The organism is Devosia sp., assembly GCF_017744655.1.
In the GTDB taxonomy this organism is placed as follows: Bacteria; Pseudomonadota; Alphaproteobacteria; order Rhizobiales; family Devosiaceae; genus Devosia.
In genome coordinates, this window is record NZ_JAGIAW010000010.1 from 1 (window position 1) to 17,351 (window position 17,351).

Annotated in this window: 12 protein-coding genes and 1 tRNA gene; 8 read left to right on the forward strand and 5 right to left on the reverse strand. The window is 54.7% G+C overall.

Features of this window, described 5'->3' with window-relative positions:
• Window positions 1–143: 143 nt before the first annotated feature.
• Both J7557_RS18115 and J7557_RS18120 read right to left on the reverse strand, forming a co-directional pair.
• Window positions 144–1,445 carry an McrC family protein gene (locus J7557_RS18115; protein WP_291421543.1) on the reverse strand — a complete coding sequence of 434 codons (1,302 nt, stop codon included), beginning with the start codon at window positions 1,443–1,445 and terminating at the stop codon, window positions 144–146.
• Window positions 1,446–1,447: 2 nt separating this feature from the next.
• Window positions 1,448–3,565, reverse strand: a complete 2,118-nt coding sequence (locus J7557_RS18120; protein WP_286721939.1) for an AAA family ATPase — start codon at window positions 3,563–3,565, stop codon at window positions 1,448–1,450.
• A 359-nt stretch (window positions 3,566–3,924) separates the two neighbouring features.
• On the opposite strand from J7557_RS18120, the gene J7557_RS18125 reads away from it, so the two are divergent.
• The 4 genes from J7557_RS18125 (at window position 3,925) to J7557_RS18140 (ending at window position 8,431) form a co-directional block, all read left to right on the forward strand.
• A complete protein-coding gene (locus J7557_RS18125; RefSeq protein ID WP_291421442.1) occupies window positions 3,925–5,574 on the forward strand; it encodes an AAA family ATPase in 1,650 nt (549 codons plus the stop codon).
• Window positions 5,571–6,446, forward strand: a complete 876-nt coding sequence (locus J7557_RS18130) for a hypothetical protein (RefSeq protein WP_286721935.1) — start codon at window positions 5,571–5,573, stop codon at window positions 6,444–6,446. The genes J7557_RS18125 and J7557_RS18130 overlap by 4 nt, the downstream gene beginning before the upstream one ends.
• 161 nt (window positions 6,447–6,607) lie before the next feature.
• The gene (locus tag J7557_RS18135; RefSeq protein WP_286721934.1) at window positions 6,608–7,531 is read left to right on the forward strand and encodes a patatin-like phospholipase family protein; all 924 of its coding nucleotides are present in this window, start codon (window positions 6,608–6,610) and stop codon (window positions 7,529–7,531) included.
• Between the two features lie 9 nt (window positions 7,532–7,540).
• Window positions 7,541–8,431 (forward strand): nucleotidyltransferase, encoded by an 891-nt coding sequence (locus J7557_RS18140; protein WP_286721933.1) that lies wholly within the window; start codon window positions 7,541–7,543, stop codon window positions 8,429–8,431.
• Between the two features lie 70 nt (window positions 8,432–8,501).
• Here the strand turns inward: J7557_RS18140 and J7557_RS21515 are convergent, their stop codons facing one another.
• On the reverse strand, window positions 8,502–8,618 hold the full coding sequence (locus J7557_RS21515; protein ID WP_286721932.1) for a hypothetical protein: 117 nt from the start codon (window positions 8,616–8,618) through the stop codon (window positions 8,502–8,504).
• A 226-nt stretch (window positions 8,619–8,844) separates the two neighbouring features.
• On the opposite strand from J7557_RS21515, the gene J7557_RS18145 reads away from it, so the two are divergent.
• The 4 genes from J7557_RS18145 to J7557_RS18160 all read left to right on the forward strand — a co-directional run bounded on the left by J7557_RS18145 (window position 8,845) and on the right by J7557_RS18160 (window position 15,698).
• Window positions 8,845–11,520 (forward strand): DNA methyltransferase, encoded by a 2,676-nt coding sequence (locus J7557_RS18145; RefSeq protein ID WP_291421443.1) that lies wholly within the window; start codon window positions 8,845–8,847, stop codon window positions 11,518–11,520.
• Window positions 11,520–13,595 carry a DEAD/DEAH box helicase gene (locus J7557_RS18150; RefSeq protein WP_291421444.1) on the forward strand — a complete coding sequence of 692 codons (2,076 nt, stop codon included), beginning with the start codon at window positions 11,520–11,522 and terminating at the stop codon, window positions 13,593–13,595. The genes J7557_RS18145 and J7557_RS18150 overlap by 1 nt, the downstream gene beginning before the upstream one ends.
• 2 nt (window positions 13,596–13,597) lie before the next feature.
• Window positions 13,598–14,809, forward strand: a complete 1,212-nt coding sequence (locus tag J7557_RS18155) for a GIY-YIG nuclease family protein (RefSeq protein WP_291421445.1) — start codon at window positions 13,598–13,600, stop codon at window positions 14,807–14,809.
• 217 nt (window positions 14,810–15,026) lie between these two features.
• Window positions 15,027–15,698 carry a hypothetical protein gene (locus J7557_RS18160; protein ID WP_291421446.1) on the forward strand — a complete coding sequence of 224 codons (672 nt, stop codon included), beginning with the start codon at window positions 15,027–15,029 and terminating at the stop codon, window positions 15,696–15,698.
• A gap of 16 nt (window positions 15,699–15,714) precedes the next feature.
• Here J7557_RS18160 and J7557_RS18165 read toward each other — a convergent pair whose 3' ends face one another.
• The gene (locus tag J7557_RS18165) at window positions 15,715–16,989 is read right to left on the reverse strand and encodes a site-specific integrase (RefSeq protein WP_291421447.1); all 1,275 of its coding nucleotides are present in this window, start codon (window positions 16,987–16,989) and stop codon (window positions 15,715–15,717) included.
• Between the two features lie 186 nt (window positions 16,990–17,175).
• Window positions 17,176–17,250, reverse strand: a tRNA-Thr gene (locus J7557_RS18170).
• Window positions 17,251–17,351: the final 101 nt, after the last annotated feature.

Consider the following 17,351-nt stretch of genomic DNA (forward strand, 5'->3'; position numbering starts at 1 on the left):
AGTGGAAACGCGGGCATAGCCATAAATCATGCCATCGCTCTGCAACGGACTTGTGCAACGCGCAAGCCATTGATTTCCTGCACGCGGCAAGCCGTTGCAAAAGTTGTAACTTTCGCAACAATGGAACCGGCATGTGCCTATTGCTAAGTGTGCAAACCCACTGCTGAAGAGTTCGAGCGCCGGTTATCGACCACGCGGCCCGCACTTTCTTTGATAGGACTAAGATCGACCGAGCCATCCTCCAAATCGATGGCCAGCACGTACAAACGCAAATCTGGTTGCATCCGAAAAGGTTTGCCGAACGCTGGAATGCCAGGTGTACGAGGATATATTAGAAACAGGTCGCCGGTGCCGCCGAGATAAGTCTGCCCGTAGGCGTTGAGTTGATAGAAATCAGACTGGCTCAAGCCGTAATGCTCTTTTTCCACCCCATGCAGGATCTTCCACTTAGCGTCCAGTATCCAGGCTTCTTCGTCTCGGGTGACGAGCAAGTCCGGTCGCAAATCGAACCACTGGGCCGACCCAAAGTGGCAGAGCTTGTGCCTTCGTGGCTGGCGATGCACTTGAAAGGCGGCGGGGAGTGCTTTCTGCACTGCGCGAACTACAAAACCCTCGAATAACTTCTCCATTGGGAACAGCATGGACTGGGCCAGGTTCGGACCCGAAACCGCGAATGGTGTCCTGCCGGTCAAAATGAGCGAGCACATTTCGCGGAGTGGCTCGTAGTGCGCCATAAGCCGATCAGACCGCCAATTCCGGAGATCCGATGTAAAGTCTCGGCTTTCGGGAATGTCGCCGAGTAAGTTGAGTAGTTCGGCAGCAGTCTGCCATGTGCTTGCTACCGCTGTTTGGCGCGAGATCATTCTTACCGCACTTTTAATAGCGCGGTTCTCGGGTCGATCAAATGAGTAAATATCGTGCTCTACGTGGAAGTGAGTAGCATCTGCAGGCCCTGCTCGCATTTGTCTTGCTATATGCAAGCGGCCACGCAAGCTCCGCTCCTTAGTCTCCGTCAGCAGATAGTCGCGTCTAAAGCCTCTGGAGAGCAACACAAGGGCTTCACGGAGAAAGGTCTCAGCCATCCATTCAGTGAAAGGCCGATTGAGCACCTTCAGATTGGCTGCTTCGGCAACGCGGGGCGATATGCCAAGCGATTGCGCAATCATGCGGAACAGGAGTTGACGCGAACCATGCACGCTATCGAGGTCATGGGTGTGCTTTGGGAGAACCTCGATCTCGTTGCCGCTCGGCAGTCTCAAGACACCGACATAGTTCTGGACCGTAAGCGTGCCGCGTCCAGTAACATTGATGAACGACGCGTTCTCAGCTGAGCGGCGACTACTGTCAGCAAGCCACGCAAAGTCGGCGTCGGAAATAGTGGCTCGATCTATGCTGAATGAGCCATCCTGAGTGGTTAGAACCGCGAATTCCCGTACTGAAATCACCGTCAAGGGAGAAGCATGCCTTCATAAGTAGCCGCTCGGTTCAGGGCGTCCCAATTGACCGTCCAACTAGGGCGGTCGGGGATCTCCACGTCTGTGCCAAACAGTAAATTTATATTGCGGTCTTTCTCCAACAAAACACGGTTCTCGACTGGCTTGTAGCCGTCGTTGAGAACGAGTGCGATCCTCTTCCAATCATCGAAGAAGTATTCTTGCAGCAAAGGTATGATGCGGGTCTGAAATACTGCGGCTAATGCAGACAACGTTGGTGAGCTGTCGAGGTGGGTAAAATAGGCGTGCCCAAGCCGGTGTTCACGATCAAGAAGGACCTCGATCCTTGCATTGAGAGCAGTAAGAAGCTGTCCAATGTTAACTCCTTCGATCTCGATCTCAGCTAACACTCCGGGATCTGGCTCCATCTCTTCGAAAACGAAGCGACGTCTTAAGGCTAGATCCAACGCTGACAACGACCGGTCAGCTGTGTTCATGGTTCCGATAATATGCAGCGACTTGGGAAGGCCGAACTGCTCCTTGGAATAAGGAAGGGTGACCGAAAGCGCTTCGTCGTTCCCGAGACGCTTGTCAGGTTCAATCAAGGTAATCAGCTCGCCGAATATCTTTGAGATATTACCGCGATTGATCTCATCGATTATTAGTACCTTCTTCAATCCTGCGCTCTGATTGGAGTCGGCAGCGGTGATCATGAAGCTGATGATTTCAGGTATTACATTTTTGTAGCCATTGACTATGTATTTCTCTAGTCGACTATCTTCCAGCCTCTCAAACCAGGTGCCTTCCCGGAGGTCATTGATTGAGATCGTCCCGCTGCGAACGTGTTCGGTCAGTTCGTGGAGCATGTCCCACGCCAGAGGCAAGCTCGCTCTATTTGGTTTCTGCAACCAAAGGATTTCCGTGGTCGACCGGAGCACGCGATACTCACGGGAGAACGTTTGGCCGACGCGTATGGATGTAGATGGTCGAGCCATCCGTTTGAGGACTCCGTCTTCGACAAAATACGAGAGTTGCCCATCCTTATCGGTGCTTGCTCTTATGCCTTCGACAAAATCCTCGTAGCTCATACTTTGATGAAATGTAACGAGCGCAATTTGCCCCACCTCTACGAGTTTTATGAAGTGCTCATGAAGTAGAGAGCGGTCGCTTTGGTTTTCTGCATAGAACGCCGGGTCAACAATGGCTAAAGCCTTGTCGATTGTCCGGAAGGTTTTTCCTGTACCGGGTGGGCCGAAGAGTATCTGGTTGAGCGGGGGTGATGCGCCTGCAGCGACCTGTGCTGGCGCAGCATTGGTTTCGGGCGCCGCTACACCATCCTGATTCCATCGAACTGAGATTGGGCCTTCATAAAAATCGATAGATTCACCCGCGTCAGCCTCAAGCCTCTCACGGATCCTAACGAGCGCTTCGTCTTGTGCTCGCTTGTCCATTGCGTTGATATCACTGCGGGAGGTGTTCCCAAGACGCTGCAGTATAGCATGCACAGCGCTTGTGGTTGCTATCCGTTCAAACGTATCTGGGAAGACGAGGTGTGGTAGTATGAGCTTTAGCTGTCTTCTGCCCTGGTCCGGTGTGCTGTCCACAAAGTCGTTGAACGCCCATGGATCGTGCAGCAAACTCGTTCTCTCATGCGGAGACAGCTGCTTAACTCGCGCGGCAAAATTGACCAGGAACCGGATTTCTCGCCAACGGTGATTGAGTATTCCTGGGCCGCCCGAGCCTAGTCCGCCGAGCGTATCATCGGACAAAAGCGGAGTCGCAGGATCCAATGTGGCCCCAGACCAAGACCATACTGGCAGCACAAGCCTGCGCTTTGCTTCCGGGCCAAAGTTACTAGGAAAAAGGCAGTAGACCCAGAGCAACTCCGCCATAAGGCGCTTGGCTCCAGAAGATGAGTTTGCAAGCTGGGTCTTGAGCTTCTCAAGGAAATGCCCTTCACCTTCGTCGGGCTGCAAAACGAAATGCGTTACTAACTCTTGAGTATGAGCGTAGGTCCAAATCTCCCCCGTAGAGAAGGCAGAGCCATCTTCAAGAAGGCACTTGTTTTTCCAAAATTCGGCAGCGTGAAACACTTGATTGGAAGAGGGGTGGTGGGGGTTGTATCGTGACATTGGCGCTCCGCACTTTACACAAGCGTCGCCAATCGTCTGGATGGTGTCAAACAATAAGGTGGCCGCGCCTGGCGTGGCATTGGTGTGCAGCCTTCGTCGTGCAGACAGTCACAACGTGCTAAGAATTCTCGCCGACTTTTGCGTCAGCATTCGCTCGAACTGGCGTTGGTAAGCACTCGAGCTCGTCGCCTGAGAACCTGATGAAATGCGGAATGAACCGCCTTCCATGATGTTGACATGACCCCGCTTGAAAATCGATGACCACGGAGCGGCGTAAGCGCCACGGATCGCAAGCGCTGCATCTTGCCTGACCAGAAGCGCGCATTTAGTTTCCTGGCGGAGTGCTGACAGAGATACAAATGCCAAATTCTAGCGATCGCGACTATCGGGTGGTATTTGCGGCCCAACCTATCAGCGCCCTGGAGCCGGGATCTATTCTGATCTGCCCGTCGCAAGACAAGTGGAACGACTTCGGTTTTCGCATCCGGGTAGATATTTTCATAAACCCGTTAGATAACGATCGAACTGGTGAGCAGATAGTGGTCCCAGGTTTGTTGGGCTTCATTGCTCCAGATGTTCGCCATCCAGACACTCGCTTGCTTGATGACGCGCTCCGAAATGTCGACGAGCAATTTCTGGAACCGGCCAAGTTGCCGGAATTCTTCACTATGCTCCCCGAGATGTCAGGCTACAGGAGATTGGTAGAAGGCCTGGGACCAAAGGATGCTCAAAAGGCACTTCAAGCAATACACGACATGGTTGTGGCTGAGGTTGTTACGAAAGGACGCACTTGGCTCCGACGAGCAAAGATTTCAGATGTGTTTCAGATCGGCTTCTTGCGATCCACTGAGGCCTACTTCACCTGGAAGAACGCAAGCACAATTTTAGAGGGCGTACAGTTCGAGGAGTTGGGGCGCATCTCCGAAGGCTTGGTGGTCAACTTTCATCTCGCTGGTCGGCCAAACGAGCACGAGCTAGCTTTCAAGTTTGCTCAACATGAGACCATCTTACCTAAGCGTTTTGCTGTGGTGATTGGGCCAAATGGAGTTGGTAAAAGCCAGACTTTGTCACGCATCGCTGAGGCTGCGCAGCGGGGCACAAACGACCTTAGAGATCTTGCTGGCCAGCGACCAACATTCAATCGTCTGTTGGCTTTCGCACCTACGGCCTCTGCATCAGTTTTTCCACCTCGTCGCCGTGGGTCTAGGGTTTGGTACCGCAAGTTTGTACTCACCGGGCGTGATGGTCAGCGCAACCATCAAGCGACGTCAGACCTGATAGTCCAGCTCGCACGGGCAGGGGAACGAATAAAGGATAATTCTCGCTTCCGCCTTTTTCTGAACGCGCTGTCTAAGATCGAGCGCTTCGAAGAACTGAGGCTTCCTGGCCGAGAAAAATACTCTCAGGGAGTTTCGATAGCGGACCTGCGCGCCCGGCCTGAGCAGGAGCTTCTTGGTCACATGGCAGCAGTCGACCCTGACGGGGAGCCAACCCGGTTTATCGATGGGAGAAGCTACAGGTTGTCGAGCGGGGAGCAATCGTTTGTACGGTTTGCTGCGCTCACCAGCCTTCACATAGAGAACGGGACCTTGCTCCTGTTCGACGAGCCTGAGACCCATTTACACCCTTCATTAATCAGCCAGTTTGTGGCTGTCCTTGATAGTTTGCTTGCAGAAACCGGTTCTGTGGCAATAATCGCAACCCACTCCGTGTATTTCGTGCGCGAAGCTTTCGAAGACCAGGTTAGAGTATTGCGATCAAGCTCAGATAGATCGATCATCATTGACACGCCTACCCTCAAAACGTTTGGCGCTGATGTCGGCGCTATTTCTTACTTCGTTTTCGGTGAGGACCAGCCATCTCTGCTAGGGAATGATGTAGAGCAACGCATTGCGCAGTCCTCCAACACATGGGACGAGGTATTCGCTCGGTACAAAGATGAACTGTCATTGGAGTTGTTGGGCGAAATTCGAGCAGTTATGTCTCGCCGTGCCGGAGGCGGTAAGTGAATAGGCTACCAATCCCGGATTTCTTCGATGACCATGTTGCGTTGCATGCGTTATCCCAAAACACGCGCGTAGGCAGCTATCCCCATCTACAACCATACGTCGACGCTATGAGAGGCGGCTATCTGCAGTATATTGCTGCAGCTGGCAATGCTTCTATGGTGCATGCTGTTCCCATCCCGGACGAAATCGGAAAGTACCTACTGGGGCATTATAATTCGCCAAACACTGACCTTCTCCATATTAAGGAACTACGTTCCCGGAGCGAGGTTAACACTTGCCCGATGTGCGGCTCTCTTCATAGTGGCACCCTCGACCACCTGCTTCCTAAAACAGATTATCCTGAGTTTGCGGTTTTCGGGATGAACCTGGTGCCCGCTTGCAAATGCAACGGTTTGCGTAGCACCCATCTCATCGGGGCACACGACGGAGAGCGTATCCTACATCCTTATTTCGACAATGTCCTCGGAGAGCGACTTTTAGCAGCTCGGTTCACAGAACTTGGTCCGATACCAGTAGCCTCTTTGCGCGTGCTATTGCCGCCTGACGATGAGAGTTTTCCAGCAGTGAAGTTTCACATGGATAACGTGGTGAGCAAAACAGGCGTTCTTCAGTTTGTGATGAGGACCTGGGCGAAACTGATCCGGCGCCCCGGACAACTGAGCACCGAACTTGCGCAGAATCCGTCTTCAAAAGGCGAGCTGCGGATGACCCTGGAGAAAGAGTTGTTTCGCCTGGATGAATTTCACGAGAGTAGGAACAATTGGTTGTCGATCTTTGTCTGTGGACTGTTAGACGAAGACGTCCTGGAATGGCTCTATGCTCAGTTTTCGCGGCCGGGCAGATTTAGGGATGACCCGCTTTTGACCGTATGACGAACGAAGACGTGTCACGTTATGGAGCGGCACCTACCGCACTAATCTGGACCTTACGAGGGTACGCGAGGTCCATTTCCCGCACTGGCGAAAACCCTAGCGTTTCTACTAGTGTCGGTCGATACCTGACAGAATAGTCCAAAGACCCAACTGAGCGTCACATGGCAAATGACTACTTCCGTATCCTGAGCCTTGATGGCGGGGGAGCCAAAGGCTTTTACACGCTTGGGGTGCTGCACGAGATAGAACGCATGGTCGGCGGTCCGCTCTGTGATCGCTTCGACCTGATCTTTGGCACGTCTACGGGCTCGATCATCGGTTCGCTTCTGGCGCTAGGAAAGAGCGTGGACGAGGTTCACGCGCTTTACGATGAGCATGTAGTGAAGATCATGTCGAAGACCTGGCCATGGGAGAAGTCGGCGGCTCTGAAGGATTTGGCCGATGCGGTGTTCCAAGGCGTCGGCTTCGATGCGCTTAAGACCAACATCGGGATCGTGACGACAAAGTGGGTGATGGAACGTCCGATGATCTTCAAGAGCGACATTGCTCAAGCGCATGGACGGACTGGATCGTTCGAACCTGGCTTCGGTGTTTCGATCGGGGATGCTGTGCAAGCCTCATGCTCCGCTTACCCCTTCTTTGCCCGCAAGACGATTACCACGGGCTCTGGTGACACGGTGGACCTGATCGATGGTGGCTACTGCGCCAACAATCCTACTCTGTATGCGATCGCAGATGCCACCAATGGCCTGAAAATAGCTCCTGAGCGGCTTCGCGTGGTCAGTGTAGGTGTTGGAGAGTATCCGGCCATCAAGAAGCCCCTGGACGCATTCTGGTGGGCTTCGAAACTGCCAAGTGTGAAGCTCCTGCAAAAGACGATGGAGATCAATACGCAGTCGATGGATCAGCTGCGGACCATCCTCTTCGGTCACATCGCGACCGTACGGATCAGCGAAGGATTCACCCAGCCTGAAATGGCTACAGACATCTTCGAACACGATCGAACAAAGCTCAACATCATCCGGCAGCGGGGAAGAGCTTCCTTCGCAAAGCACGAAGGCGTGCTCCGGGAATATCTGTCGTAGGGGGCACGGATGGCGATACCAGAAGAACAGCTGGAAGTTTGGTCTAAGCAAGGATCGATCTCTGGATCGCGAGACACCTACGCTGCCATCAAGGGAGCGCTTGAGGACGCGAACGCACCATACAGTGGACACGGTTTCTCGACCTTCCTTCAGGGTTCCTACGGGAACGACACTAACGTCTGGTCTGAAAGCGACGTGGACGTTGTCATGCGCCTAGATGATGCGTTTCAGTACGACGTGGACCGCCTCACGGACGATTCCCGCGCGCGCTTCGACAGAGCGTACGCTGGTGTCCCTTACGGATATGCCGAGTTCAAGGTCGAAGTGGCTTCGTGGATGCGGGCGAAATACGGCAACACGGTGCACGTGGGGACCAAGGCCATACGGGTCGATGGCAACGGAAACCGTCGGGACGCCGACGTGCTCCCCTGCATGCGCTTCCGTCGCTATCACCGGTTCAATGCGATGTACGATGAGAGCTACGTCGAAGGCATCTGCTTTTACCGCAATGATGGGCTCCGCATTGAGAACTACCCCAAGCAGCATGCAGACAACTGCACCACAAAACATCAGGGCACCAATGGGTGGTTCAAGCCGATGGCGCGGGTCATCAAGAACATGCGCAACCGCATGGTCAGCGGTGGTCTGATCCGCGACGGGCTGGCGCCGTCCTACTACATCGAAGGCTTGCTCTATAACCTCCCAAGCCCGCTCTTCGACCACTCATTTGAACGTACGTTTCTGCAGTTCTGGAACTGGACCTCGCGCGCTGACAAGACGAACTTCGTCACGGCCAATGAGCAATTCTATCTGCTCCGAAACGGCTTCCCGACTTCTTGGGAGCCGGCGGATTGCGAGGATTTCCTCACTGCTCTAGCGCGCTTCTGGGATGACTGGTGAGACAGTGATCTCGATCCTCGGGCGCTATTTGTCGTAGCGCTTCAGCACTCTGGCAGCCGCGATCTGACTGTCAGACGCGCATCCTGCATGCTGAATCGGGGTGCAAATGCCAGAAGCATCCTTGCACAAAGATTACCGCTCGACGTGAAAGGAAGAGGAGATCGGGCTTCGCGCACAGGAACCTCATGATTTGTCGCGGTCTGCTAGAAAACACGATGTTGCCACTGGCCCGCGCTCGCGACCAAAGCCTTCAAACGGCCGAAGCATCAGCGATTGCGGGCGTCTCGGCGATTTCGGCAACCTAATAAAACATACATTCTATGACGTTTGCGTCCCGCGCGGCTCCCGTCTGGCTTGTCGCCGCGTGATGCACCGTGCCAGTGTTTGTTCGACTATTCTCAGTATGATTTGCCATGAACCCCACAGAGATTGCCGACGCACTCGAAGCGATTGCGAAACAGCCGTTTGATCCTGCCGAGTTCGGCTTTGCATTTGCACACGCGACCGATAGTGCCAAGGCAACCGTCGCCAAGTTGCGGGGCGCGACCAACAAATCCGATTTGCCGGGCGGCGTATTGCTCAGCAAGCGCTTTCACTACGCCCCTGCGGCGCGAGGGGCGGTTGAGGAAACGCTTGCTTCACTGCGCGCGAGCAAGAAGACGGCCAGCGGCAAACCAGCAATCCTAATTGCCACTGATGGCGATACGGTTTCAGCCGAGCATCCGAAGTCGGGCGACACCCTGCACTGCGCATTTGCCGAGCTTGGGAGGCACTTTTCTTTCCTGCTGCCGGCGGCGGGAAAGGATCGCTATCAGGCGGCGGAAGAAAACCCGGTCGATGTCACCGCTGCTGGTAAACTGGCAAAGCTCTATGACGCGCTGATGCGCGGAAACCCGGACTGGTCCACTCCAGCGCGCCGCCACGACATGAACCTGTTCATGACGCGGATGATCTTTTGCCTGTTCTCCGAGGATGTTGGTATTTTTGCCGAGAGCCAGTTCTCCCGCGCCGTGTTTTCCTACAGCGGCAACAAGGGTGAACATGCGCGGGAAACCATTGTGCAGGCGTTCACCGCCATGAACCTGCCAAAGGAGCAGCGGGCGGGCCTGCCGGAATGGGCGAGACAATTCGAATATGTCAATGGCGGCCTCTTTGCTGATGGCATTGATGCGCCAAATTTTGATCCGCTGGCGTTCCGCTATCTGCGCGATGCCTGCGATTTGAACTGGAAGCTGATCAATCCTGATATTTTCGGCTCGATGATCCAATCCATCGCCGATCCGGGCGCGCGATCCGAACTCGGTATGCATTATACGTCGGTGCCTAATATCATGAAGGTATTGGGACCGCTGTTCCTCGACGATCTGGATACGGCGATAGAAAAGGCGTGGGACAAACCAACAGCCCTGAGGGCGCAGTTATCGCGACTGGCAAGAATAAGGGTTTTCGATCCCGCCTGCGGTTCGGGCAATTTCCTCGTCGTCGCCTATCGGGAATTGCGTGACCGGGAAATCCGCCTTCTGAAGCGGCTGGCCGATCTTGAGGCCAATCCGCTGATGCAGATGTTTTCGTCGGTGGCGCTGGGCAATTTTCACGGAATAGAAATCACCGATTTTGCCGCCGAGACGGCCAAGCTGGCCTTGTTCATTGCCGATTATCAGGCCAATACTCGGTTCGCGGACGTGTTCGGCCAGATGCCGCCGATGCTGCCCCTGCGCGATGGTGGGCACATAATCACCGACAATGCACTTCGGGTTGATTGGGATACGGTGTGTCCTCCGCCGGCGGAAAATGAAGAAGTTTATATCGCGGGGAACCCCCCGTTTCTCGGTGCCACCTACCAAACCAAGAAGCAAAAGGACGATATGGCGCACGTATTCGGCGCCCATGTTAAAAGTTTCGCCGCCTTCGATTATGTGGCCGCTTGGTTTTTTAAGGCGTCTCAATACATCCGTGGACGGCGGGCCAGAGTGGCTCTGGTGTCTACAAATTCTATTTGTCAGGGGTATTCCGTGCCTGCCCTTTGGCCCCACATATTGCGCGATGACCTGGAAATAGACTTTGCGCATCGTGAGTTCAGGTGGAGCAATAACGCCTCTGCCAATGCCGCGGTAGTTTGTTCAATTGTAGGAGTGCGTAACAAGTCAGATGGTCTTAAACGGTTGTATGACCGGGACCTCGAAAGTCGAGTGCAGAATATCAATGCCTACTTGGTAAGTGGTCACGACATATTTGTGGAGCCAGTGAGGCGAGGTTTATTTGACCTTCCATTCATGGACTACGGCAATAAGCCAGCAGATGGAGGTCACTTAATCCTCACTCAGGGTGAGCACGACGATTTGGTTTCCAACTATCCTGCTAGCGCCGATTTCATGAAGCGCTACATGGGCGCGCAAGAAGTCACGAAAGGCCTAGTCCGATACTGTATTTGGGTTCCGCGTGGTGAAGCGCACGTGGCGGGGCAGATACCAGGGCTAGCCAAGCGCTTTGAACAAGTCCGACAATTTCGGTTGGCGAGCACTAAAGAGCCTACTCGGCGGATGGCGGATCACCCATATGAATTTGATCAAATCAGAATTGAACCTGAACACGATCTAATCTTGGTGCCGATACATTCCAGCGAGCGCCGTGAAGTTCTGCCTTGCGAAAGGGCGCCAAAACTTACAGTGCCGTCAAATGCAAACAATGCCATTATTAATGGCGGAGATTGGTGTATCTCTGTTATTTGCTCGCGCTTGCACTTGGTTTGGATCGCTTCTGTTTGTGGAAAAATCAAGAGCGATTTCCGATACTCCAACACGCTAGGCTGGAACACCTTTCCTGTGCCAAAATTCACTGCAGATCAGCTCGACCAGCTTTCGGCCTCCGCGCGGCGCATTCTAAAAACGCGCTATCAGCACTATCCTAAGACCATCGCTGATCTCTACGAGCCCGACAAAATGCCGGACGATTTGCGGGCGGTGCATCAGGAAAACGACGACTTGCTGGAAACCATGTATATCGGCCGCCCCTTCCGCAACGACACTGAACGGCTTGAACGCCTGTTCAAACTCTACGCGGCCAAAGTGGCGCCGAAGAGGAACAAATAATGGTCGAAATGCTCAATGTCGCCTACGGCCAATCCGGCATTTCCAAAGCGACGAACGCATTGGGGCAACGCCCGATGCAGGCCCGCGCCTATGCTGCGCGCGGCGCCCAGTTCCTGCTACTCAAGGCTCCGCCCGCTGCTGGGAAAAGTCGTGCGTTGATGTTCATCGCGCTCGACAAGATGAACCATCAGGGACTGGCCAAAACTATTGTCTGCGTGCCAGAAACTTCTATTGGCGGCTCGTTTCGCTCTACTGATCTGAAAAGCCACGGCTTTGAGGCCGACTGGCAGGTCGAGGACAAATGGAACCTGTGCCTGTCAGGAACGGAAGAGGGGTCCACTGCGCAAAAAGTGAAAGCCTTTGCCGAGTTTCTGGCATCGGATGCGCGTGTGCTTGTGTGCACCCATGCCACTTTCCGCTTTGGCTTTGATGCGGTCGAAAAGGAGAAGGGCATTGAAGCGTTCGATGACGTATTCCTCGCTATCGACGAGTTTCACCACGTCTCTGCCGACGACCACAATCGGCTGGGCGACATCCTTCGCCGCATCGTTGGGCGCGAAAAAACGCATTTGATGGCCATGACCGGCTCATACTTTCGGGGCGATGCGGTGCCGGTGCTGCGCCCGGAAGATGAGGATCGGTTCACCACCGTCACCTATTCCTATTACGAGCAGCTTGACGGCTATGAATACCTCAAGGCTCTGGGCATCAACTACAGCTTCTACAAGGGCAAATACATCAACGGCTTGCCCGATGTGCTGGATGACCAGCTCAAAACGATCATCCACATTCCCCATCGCGGCTCAGCGGAAGCCTACGACGACAAGAACAACGAGGTCGGCAGGATTATCGACCTGATCGGCAAACATGTCGGCGTTGAAGCCGCAACGGGTTTCGATCTGATCGAAACGCCCGATGGGCGGGTGCTAAAGATCGCCGATCTCGTCAATGATGCGCCGGGGCGTGAGGTGGTGAAGGCCGCATTGTCGCGAGAAGCCAAGGGCATTGACGGCAGGCGAGACGATGTGGCGGACAGGGCCAAGGTCGACATCATCATCGCCCTGGGCATGGCTAAGGAAGGTTTTGATTGGGTTTGGTGCGAACACGCCCTCACCATCGGCTATCGCGCCTCGTTAACCGAAATCGTGCAAATCATCGGACGTGCTACCCGTGATGCGCCGGGCAAGACGCGGGCTTTGTTCACCAATCTGGTTGCCGAGCCGGGGGTTGAAACCGGCGTCGTGACCGATGCGGTCAATGACATGCTCAAGGCGATTTCGGGCTCGTTGCTGATGGAGCAGGTGCTGGCGCCCAACTTCAAATTTTACCGGCGCGAAGATGGCGACATCCGCGAGCCGATCAGCGTTGATGGCCAAGGTCAGGTGACGATCGGCATCAAGGGGCTGATGGAGCCGCCAACTCATCGTTCCCGCGAGATTTGCGAACAAGATATGCACGATCTTGTTGCCAGCGCCTGTCAGGCGATGGATGCCCGCGTGCTCTCGCCGGAAACAGCGCCGGAAGTGGCAACGCAGCTGATCCTGACCGACATCATCGAGAAACGCTACGAGAACCTGACCGACGATGAGACTGAAGCCATAAGGCAGGATCTTGCCGCGCGCATGAATATTCTCACGCTGGCGCGGCGTGAAGCCGAGAATGGAATAGCGGAACCTAACGCCGAGTTCGATCCGAGCCAGCCGAAAGCAGGGGATGATGAACCCGAGAGTGCGCCGAACACATTGCTCACCATGGTGCGCAAGTTCATCAATGTGCGCGATCTCGATATTGATCTTATCGACAGTGTGAACGCGTTCCGCGAACGGTTTGAGGTCGCCTCCAAGTCGCTCGACGCGACCATTCTCGCGCATGTGCAGTCGGCCATGGTCGCCAACCGCGTGCAAATGACCGAGGAAGAGGCCATTGTACTCTGGCGACGCATCAAATTATTTCGAGCACAGGAAGGCCGTGAACCCAATGTGCATTCCGCTGATGCGCTTGAGAAGCGCATGGCAGAAGCGTTGGCCTGGCTCAAGGCGCGTAAAGCGCAGACGTTGCGTGCTGGGGGTCTGTGACCTTGGCGAGGCCAACACTGGAAGAGATTTTCGCTGAACCGGACGAATACGGTCTGCTTAATGTGCGCGCTGCATCTTCTGGGCGTCAATCGTCCGAAGTTGGTGGCGTTGCAATCCTGCGGGAGGTGACGCGCTTCCACGAGCGGTATGGTCGCCTGCCAGATCCGGATGCCAGCGACCACGAAGAAATGCGTCTCGGCACGATTTGGACAAGGGTGGCCGCTGATCCAGATGAAGCTTTGCGGGCCGAAGATCATCTTGGTTTGCTGGCAATAGAAGATGCTGCTCCGGTCGCTTCTTGGCGTGATGATCCGCAGCCGGAAGATATCACCGAGAGTTTGGACGACATTTTTGCCGATGAAAGCCTAGAGATAGGCTCCGATTTGGTAACGTTGCGCCACGTCACACCGGCAGCGGCGCGCCAAAATCCTGACCATCGCGCCGAGTTTGTCGTATGCCCGGATTTTGCCCAGTTCCAGCAATTGTTCGAGGCAATGCAGTCCGCGCTCGACAGTGGGGAGCGCGTTGCCTCCATTATCGAAAGCCGAGCGATCATCGAGCCGCTTGAGGGCGATTTCTTCATTCGCAACGGACTTCTAGCCTATATCGCGGAAAAGACAGAGATGAGCGCGCGCGGCGGCTCCCGCGATCATCGCCTGCGCATTATCTTCTCGAACGGAACGGAAAGCGATCCGTTGATGTCCTCGTTTCGCAAGTCGCTGAACGATGACAGCACCGCGCGCGTAGTTCAACGGGACGGCCTTGGTCCGCTCGACCCCGAATGGGACGCCGACCGACTTGCACTCTCAGGCACGATCTATGTCGCACGTTCTTTGTCGACCGACCCAGCCATCGCAGCAGAACGCAACATTCTTCATAAGATCGGCGTCACCTCACAGGATGTTCGTCGCCGTGTCGCAGATGCCCGCAACGATCCGACCTTCCTATTGGCTCCTGTGGAGATTGTAGCCACGTTCGACCTGCGGAATTTGGCTCGTGCAAAGGTAGAAAATCTCCTGCACCGTTTCTTCGCGCCTGCCCGACCTGCCGATCTGTTCATTGTAGATCGCTTTGGCAAAAAAGTGCGACCGCAAGAGTGGTTCTACGTCCTTCCTGAGCACGTCAGCCAAGCTGCGGCTCTCCTGAAGGCGGAGCAATTGCACCGGTACCGGTATGATCCTCAAACGCAAGAGATCGTGCCAAAAAAATTGTGAGGCACGACCTGTACCGGGGAGCAAGTAAGCAGCAAGACAGCCAAGGGGGACGCTGTTGTCAACGGAGATACGATATAGGCTCAGGTACACGGGTTACGAGGCAGAGAACCATCGATTGCCTGCACACCAAGGCGCGACCTCGCTAGAGGGGCTGACCTTTACAATGTCATTGCTAGCGAACTACCTCGCAACCGGAGAAATCCGCCACAGGGGCGAGATGTCTCACAAGATCCGCGTATACATTCAGCCGGCGAGGCAAGGCAGCTTCGTACAAGATGTAGTGGTTTTTTTGAGCGAACCCAACAACGTCTTTATGACAACAGTCGTGGGGTCTTACGCGGTCGCAACGGTAGGCCAAATAGCCAATGCCTTCATCGCCAACGTCCTAAATGAAGTAGTTGGTCACTTCAAAGAGCGCACAGGCTCGGAAGAACGATGGTTGTCTCGGTTCCCCTCAGGAGACACTGAAGCGCTTGTAGACAGGATTGAGCCGTCAATGCGGCGTGCACACGACGTCATAGATCAGGGCGCATCCATGCTGTCGATCACAAAGGGACAGACCCCGATTGTTCGGCTGGACAGTCAAACTAAGGCCTGGGTCAACACGAATATAATTGACGATGAATATCGACGCCGAACTGTGAGCATCTCCGCATTCAACGCCAATTCGGGTAATGGAAGAGCGTATTTAACGGATGTCGGAAAGACCGTCCCGTTCTCAGTTACCCGCGAACCTGATCGTGGGACTTACGAGACTTTGGCTTCCAGCCTCAATCGATATACTCGTGGCGTGAATAGCATCATTTCGATCAACTCCAAGGACGTGGTATCGGTGGACGGTCGGGTGAAAAAACTCATCATCGACGGGGCGCACGAGCCTGCTGATTAGAGCCGGTACCCTGGGGCTAACTGAAGCTACCTTCCAGACGGATTGCAACCTCGTCCGGCACCACATCAGAATAGTACATCTCGATCATGCGGACCGAGGTGCGCATGTTGATTGCCAGCGTGTATATGTCCGTGCCCTTGCGAAGCTGGTTCGTCGCATAAGTGTGCCGGAAACTGTATGCCGTCCGCACGCGACCAAAGGCGTCAGCCTTCAAACCTGTGGCCTCTAGGAGGCTGTTGAGGCTCTTCTTGTAACTTTGAGCGCGCCCGCCGTCGAGCTTCACAAAAACGGCGTCAGTGGGGCCTGGATCGCGGCCAAACTGGGACTTGAATGCATCCCAAAGAGCAATGAACCCTCCCAGCGCCTCGACGTTCGGAACGAGCCGTTGAGGCGCTTTGCCCTTCCCGTAGGCCACGATACGAATACGACCATCCTTGATGGCCGCCTTTCGGGCAACCTCAAGGCCCTCGACATTGGCCCAGGACAGGTTGTGCAACTCCGTCGGTCGCATTCCCGTATGGATGGCTATCTGCACAAACCCCCAAAGCATCACGCGCTCGAAACGGGTTTTTGCATCCACTATTCGCTGGGGCTCGTCCGGTTTCCCGACAAACGCGATACGGTTCATCGCTTCGGTCAGCAAAGTTGCGACTTCGGCCTCAGTGAACGAAGGACGCTTGTTTTTGGGAGCCGTAGCCAATTCCGGTGCAGGGATATCAGCCGCTTTAATGTAGCCAAGCGTGACAGCCTGTTTGAACACATTCCGTAGAGTTACCGCCTCGCGCCGGAGTGTGGATTGTGCAGGCTCGATATGCTGAACCGGCCGAGAAAACTGCTTCCCATCCCGCTCGTACTTGATCGCATATTCGTCCTTACCCGGCCCGGTGGTCCAGTACTGACGACGCCATTCTAGGTACTCCTGCACCTTGGCGTGGGTGATCGACGTTATCGTCCTCTTCCCAAAAAATGGAACCAGATAGCGGTCGATGATGCCCTTGTCGTGAAAGTACTTGGTATCCTGCTTCGCGTCATTGACCCTGAGCTTGTCGAGCCGATCCAGATATTGTTGGGCGAGCTTACTGAAGGAAGTTTTCCCCTGCAAAACTCCTGCCTCTGCTGACCAAACCGCCTTTTGGTACTCTCGCTCGGCTAGCACGCGCGCTAGCTCGAAGTCGGGCGTCTTCAATCCGATCCGCTTTTGGCCGTGGCCGGTGATTGAAAACCGCATCCACCAGTTTGGGCTGTCCTTTCGCTGGAACAGCTCATAGGGGCGTTTGTCGATGGCATTCATGCTGGCACCCTTCGACTTTATGCGGTGTGTCGATGTGCTAGGGCCGTGCTAACACGGGCACAAACTACCCGCTAAGTCCTTGAAATTTATGAACGGGGAACTGGCGTGCTACCCGCGTGCTAGCGGTAATACCAATGACGCACAATCGCAACCAAGGCGCTAACTAGCTGAAATATCTGAGAAAAATGGTGCTGCCGGACAGGATTGAACTGTCGGCCTCTCCCTTACCAAGGGAGTGCTCTACCACTGAGCTACGGCAGCATCGTAAAGGGCGCCGGCAGGTTTCTGCGGCGACGGGCGCTCTACTGCCATAGGGATTCTCTCGACGCAAGCGCAAAAACCGCCTATCAACTCCTCCTGTG

Excerpts from the sequence above, each read along its gene's own strand:
- J7557_RS18120 (WP_286721939.1), bottom strand. The coding sequence starts at position 3,565 with ATGTCACGATACAACCCCCACCACCCCTCTTCCAATCAAGTGTTTCAC.
- J7557_RS18125 (WP_291421442.1), top strand. The coding sequence starts at position 3,925 with ATGCCAAATTCTAGCGATCGCGACTATCGGGTGGTATTTGCGGCCCAA.
- J7557_RS18135 (WP_286721934.1), top strand. The coding sequence starts at position 6,608 with ATGGCAAATGACTACTTCCGTATCCTGAGCCTTGATGGCGGGGGAGCC.
- J7557_RS18140 (WP_286721933.1), top strand. The coding sequence starts at position 7,541 with ATGGCGATACCAGAAGAACAGCTGGAAGTTTGGTCTAAGCAAGGATCG.
- J7557_RS21515 (WP_286721932.1), bottom strand. The coding sequence starts at position 8,618 with ATGAGGTTCCTGTGCGCGAAGCCCGATCTCCTCTTCCTTTCACGTCGA.
- J7557_RS18145 (WP_291421443.1), top strand. The coding sequence starts at position 8,845 with ATGAACCCCACAGAGATTGCCGACGCACTCGAAGCGATTGCGAAACAG.
- J7557_RS18150 (WP_291421444.1), top strand. The coding sequence starts at position 11,520 with ATGGTCGAAATGCTCAATGTCGCCTACGGCCAATCCGGCATTTCCAAA.
- J7557_RS18160 (WP_291421446.1), top strand. The coding sequence starts at position 15,027 with ATGTCTCACAAGATCCGCGTATACATTCAGCCGGCGAGGCAAGGCAGC.
- J7557_RS18165 (WP_291421447.1), bottom strand. The coding sequence starts at position 16,989 with ATGAATGCCATCGACAAACGCCCCTATGAGCTGTTCCAGCGAAAGGAC.